Origin of the sequence: Streptomyces sp. NPDC127106, assembly GCF_042677605.1 — a bacterium.
Taxonomy (GTDB): Bacteria; Actinomycetota; Actinomycetes; order Streptomycetales; family Streptomycetaceae; genus Streptomyces.
Window position 1 is genome coordinate 1 of record NZ_JBHXTC010000119.1, and the last position, 4,886, is coordinate 4,886.

General features: G+C 69.6%; 4 protein-coding genes. 2 read left to right on the top strand and 2 right to left on the bottom strand.

All coding sequences use genetic code 11. The features are described from left to right. On the top strand, nucleotides 1-679 hold a 679-nt coding region (locus ACFVGY_RS37560), incomplete at its 5' end, for an IS630 family transposase (RefSeq protein WP_385687025.1). Between the two features lie 422 nt (nucleotides 680-1,101). Here ACFVGY_RS37560 and ACFVGY_RS37565 read toward each other — a convergent pair. Further along, the gene (locus ACFVGY_RS37565) at nucleotides 1,102-2,211 is read right to left on the bottom strand and encodes a helix-turn-helix domain-containing protein (protein WP_385687028.1); all 1,110 of its coding nucleotides are present in this window, start codon (nucleotides 2,209-2,211) and stop codon (nucleotides 1,102-1,104) included. Between the two features lie 13 nt (nucleotides 2,212-2,224). Further along, complete coding sequence (locus ACFVGY_RS37570; protein WP_385687031.1) at nucleotides 2,225-2,449, bottom strand: hypothetical protein; 225 nt, start codon at nucleotides 2,447-2,449, stop codon at nucleotides 2,225-2,227. A gap of 774 nt (nucleotides 2,450-3,223) precedes the next feature. Between ACFVGY_RS37570 and ACFVGY_RS37575 the strand changes: the two genes are divergently transcribed. Next, a complete protein-coding gene (locus ACFVGY_RS37575; protein ID WP_385687034.1) occupies nucleotides 3,224-3,823 on the top strand; it encodes a hypothetical protein in 600 nt (199 codons plus the stop codon). The last annotated feature ends 1,063 nt before the right edge of the window (nucleotides 3,824-4,886 follow it).

Here is a 4,886-nt window from a genome sequence, read left to right on the forward strand (position 1 = left end):
GGATTCCTTCAAGCTGTCCACCGATCCGCAGTTCGTTGCCAAGGTCGTCGATGTCGTCGGCCTCTACCACAACCCACCCGAACGGGCCGTGGTGTTATGCGTGGACGAGAAGAGCCAGATCCAGGCGCTGGACCGCTCGCAGCCGGTGCTGCCGATGATGCCGGGCATGCCCGAGCGCCGCACCCACGACTACCTGCGGCACGGAATCACCAGCCTGTTCGCTGCATTCAACATCGCCGACGGAACTGTCATCAGTGAAATCCACCGCCGCCACCGGGCCATCGAGTTCAAGAAGTTCCTGGTCACCATAGACAAAGCGGTGCCCCTCGACCTCGATGTGCACTTGGTGTGTGACAACTACGCCACCCACAACACCTCGGAGATCAGGACCTGGCTGGCTAGACACCCGCGCTTCCACGTCCACTTCACCCCCACGGGCTCGTCCTGGATCAACCAGGTCGAGCGGTGGTTCGGTCTGCTGACCGACAAGCTCATCCGTCGCGGCGTCCACACCTCGGTGAAGGCCCTCGAAGACGACATCCGGGCCTGGGTCGAGACCTGGAACGAGAACCCGAAACCCTTCACCTGGACCAAGACCGCCGACGAGATCCTCAACTCCCTCGCCGATTACCTCACCAAAATCACCCCACCAACCACCGACAACCCGCCGCAAACTTAACTCTAAGATTTCCGGCGCATCGCACTAGCCCAACCGCACCGAGAGCGTCGACGCAGGGGCACCTGCTGAGGGAGCGGGCGGCCAAGGCGCTGGACCGGCGGGCCGCCGATCGGACGCGCCCGCCGAAGCGCATGGTGCTGTGGTCGCTGACCGAGCTGCGTGAGCGATGGCGGAACTCAGAGACCCGGGCGTTCCCGGCCCAGCCGGGCCCTCGGGGACCTCCACTGGGGCGCCAGCCGGGCGATCGACCGGGACAGGGGTGTTCCGGCACCCGGTCAGGTTCCAGCGGCTACGCCTGGAAGTGGGTGTGGAGAACGTGCCGCGTTTTGGGGCGGGCCCGGCCTGGTTGCGGCAGCCAGCTGTGAGCTTGCAGGGCTGGCGGTGGCCGCGTTCGGCAGTTGCAGAGTCGTGGCTGGGGTGTTCTACGTGAGCGTCATCCACGGCCTGCCCCACCGGGGCGGCCCGAACCCGCTTCGTGAGGGGATCTGCTGGTGGATGGCTTTCTCTTGGGCGTTGTCGATGTCCTGTGTTGTGCCTGTGTGGTCATCTCGGTAGTGCCTGCTGCAGGTATCGGTGGCGAGGCCTGCGAGGAGGACGCGGACTGACGGGTTGCCGGTCTTGGGGTTTGGTCTGTCAGTCAGCCCGGCTGTGGGGGGCTGGCTCAGTGGTGGTGGCCACATGCGGGGCTGTTGGCACGCGGGGCTGATCGTGGTGCCGACTGGTCCCCCGAAGGAGAACGGGGCGATCTGGGAGTGGGTGCCGCTCAGGCTGGCCAGCCACGCGGGCGAGGACGGTGCGATGCCCTCGGAGGGCCGGGCGGTAGGGGTGGTGCAGCGGTCCCGGTGGTGGGCGAGGCGCGGGTGCGTGTCATCGCAGGGCGGGGTTTGTCCGGCACCTATGATCCTGCGTTGGAGCCGGTCCTTTCTTTCCTTTTTGCTCCGGGCCGCGCGTCGGTCTGACCGCAGGCGGCGGTCGACGCGGGACCAGGCCCGCAGCCAGTCCTCGTGATCGGCGGCTGGGACCCCGAGGGCGGTGAGGAGTGCCCGCAGCTGCTCCCGGGAGCTGGGAAACCTTTGCCGGGAGAGGACTTGGTGCACGGTGTTCCGGGGAACCCTGACGACGCCGGCGGCGTCCCGGGTGCGTTTTTCGATCTCCCGGTACGGCGGGGCGCCAGCCTCCACGTGCAGTCTGCGCAGGGCCGCGCCCATGTCGGCCTCGTCCCGGATCTGCCGGACGGAGGGCGCCGGGCTGCCAAGACGGACAACCCGCTCCTTGGCTCTGGCTATCTCCCACAAAGCGAGTAGCGGGCCGGGGTCGATGCCGCAGGCCTTGGCGTAGGCGGTGACGGTCTCTTTGGTCGGCAGGGTCTTGCCGGATGCGGCGCGTTGCAGGGTCGGGCGGCTGAAGCCGGGGGTCTTGTCGGCCAGCTGGTGGTAGGTGAGGTCTGCTGCTTGCCGCGCGGCCCGGAGCCCCAGGGCGAGACGCCCCAAGGCTCGGTCCATGTACGGCACCGGCTGCTCGGGCCGGCCCACGTCTAAATTTTCCTCAGCTGGGGGAGTTGAGGAGGTTCCTGATCACCTCGCGCACGGGCCTGCCGCTGCTGAGGCGTCCGGACAGGGCGCCGGCCGTGCCGGCGCCGGCCACCAGGAGCAGGGCGTCGGCGATCGGGGTGCCGGTGGCGGCCAGCGTGGTGGCACAGAGGGTGGAGACGGCGACCGCGACGGCGTTCCCGGCTGGGTTCGGCCGTCGGTCGGGTGCAGGTTCGTTCATCGTTTCTTCCTGACATGCTCGGGCGGTGTCCGGCTCGCACCGGACACCGCATCGGGGGCGCGAAGTCCCCTTGGTTCCATGCGGCTTGCTCGTCTCGAACGTCTGGCGCCGCTGCGAGACGAGGGCATCCTGCCACTCCGTATGCGCCGTCTGTGACCGTGTGCGTCGGTTGGCTCGCGCCCGTCCCGCTCCGTGTAGTCGCGGCTAACCCGCTGAATTCACTCGTCCGAGTGATGTGATGGTCGGTCATCTGCGCGGACGGTAACCCGTACTCGCCCTTCCGGTCTGGACTGTCACCCTGGGTGGTCGACCATCGGCGCTTTGGCTCGTCTTCGTCCCGCGGTGCTTGCCATCCCCCGCGCTCGGCTGCAACCATCCAGACACTGCCGAGGGTTTTCTTCGGTGGACCCCTGATTGCTATTGGTTCCAACCGCGGCATCACCGGGGAAACCCGCATGATCGTGCTGGCGCGCGAGACTGCCCAGAAGAGCCGGCGCCCCCCTTTCGGGGCCCGGCTCTTGGCATACCCGGCAGATTCGCCCTTGGCAGCGTCTTGGGTATGCGCGCCCGACCGCGAAGTCTGCGTCCGACCGGGATGGGTGCGCCGTGGAGCCCGTGGACCGAGGCAGCTGACCGCCTAATTGCGGACCAACCGCCGGTCTGGCCCCGCGGGGAGGGATTTCGATGATTGTCCCGCCGAGCGGGGGCCGGTTGCGCGATGGTCGTGCTGCCGGCCCGGTGGCCCGGGCACGTCGAGCGTAGGGGACACCACGCATGGACCAGACCTGGGAGTCGGACGAGTTCGGCGCCTCGCATCGCGGGCGGGTGGGCGTGCTGCTCGCCGACGGCAGCGTGCCGGGCCCGGTGTACTTCGACGCCGCCTCCGGCGCTGGAGGCCAGACGGTCACCCACTGGAGTGTGTACGACGGCCGCTGGCCGAACGCGCCCCGCGCCGCATGTCTGCAGGCGGTGTGCTCGTGCGGCTGGGCGGGACCGGAGCACCGGCTGGACTGGGAGGCGATCGGCAAGGCCGAGCTTCACCAGGCCGGCCTGGACGACGCGGACCGGTGCCAGGACGACTTCGACCGGCACATCACCGACATCGACCGGCGGGCCGTCTCACTCCCGGCCGAGCTGGAGACACTGCTGGACGACATGGAGCTGGCCATCGAGCAGCTGGCGAAGGACGCGCCGGTGGCCGCGGTCCGGGCAGCCCGCCGCCTGGAAATCCTCGCCGGCCGCACCGGCTACACCGCGGCCCACGCATCCCTGGATCAAGACCCCGAACAGGTTGCCGCCGCCCTGGGCCTGAACACCGACCAGACCCGCACGCTCCTTGCCCGGTTCGGCCGCTGGAGTCCGTACAGCTACTGACCTCCACGGCCAACCGCTCCCAGCCAGCCCAAGGCCCCGGTTTCCTGGCCCGCGCCCAGGCGCGGGGCTGGCCACATGGAGGAAGGCCGGGCGTCGTGCAGTGCCGGTTCGGCAGCGAATTGACCCTGTTGGCCGGGCGAACCCCCTACTCCGGAGCCTGGCACCGAAGGTGCTGGGTCGGCAAGAACCGGTCTGGTCCAGGCCCGCCACGACTGTCCACGCACCGGGCCCACCGTGCGGCGTCTTCGGCAGCCGGGGAATGGGGGCAGTGCGTCCGGTGTGCGGGGCCGGTGGCCCGGTCCCGCACACCGGCACACCTCAGTGCTGGGTGATCCACCAGATGATCCAGGTGCCGGCGGCGCTGCCGAGGGCACTGCCTAGGCCGCGGACCACGCCGCTGGTGAGGGTGCGGGCGGCGCGGCCGCCTCGGCTGGTGCGCTTGCGTACGGTGGCCTGGGCGGATGCGCGAGACGGTGACCGCCCAGGCGTGGATCCGCAAGCACCGGTGGCCATGGTCCGCGAGCAGCAGGCCGCCGCGGCCAAGGCCCGCGCCGAAGCTGCGGGCCGCGGCCGCGCAGCCGGTCGTCGACGTCCCGGGCGCGCCGGTGGCCCCGGTCGTGCTGCCCGCGCCGCGCTTGGGCCGCCGTCACTTCGGACTCGGCACCAAAGCGCGCCGACGTCGAGGACCAGGAGCTGGTCCTCGACCAAATCCGCGACTGGCGGGTGCGGGCATCGAAGGACCACAGTCGCGTTCGACCACATCGACGGGTACGGCGAGGAGTCGGCCGGGCACCTGTTCAGCAACCGGCTGATCAACCAGGTGCAGCGCCTGTCGGGCACCCACCATTTGGTCCTCGGGCACACCGCGTGAGGCAGGCGTGAGCGCGGTGTTTGGGGTTGACCTGGCCCGGGTCGTGCTGCGGGCCGCGAGGCGGCGCGCAGGAACGGTGTCGGTCAGGAGGGAAGGGTGTCCGCGCCCAGGGATCATGATCGGTCTACAGGGCTGCGGCCTGGTCTGATCAGGTAGTTGGTTGAGTTGCTTTCGCGGTGCGGACGGGTCACG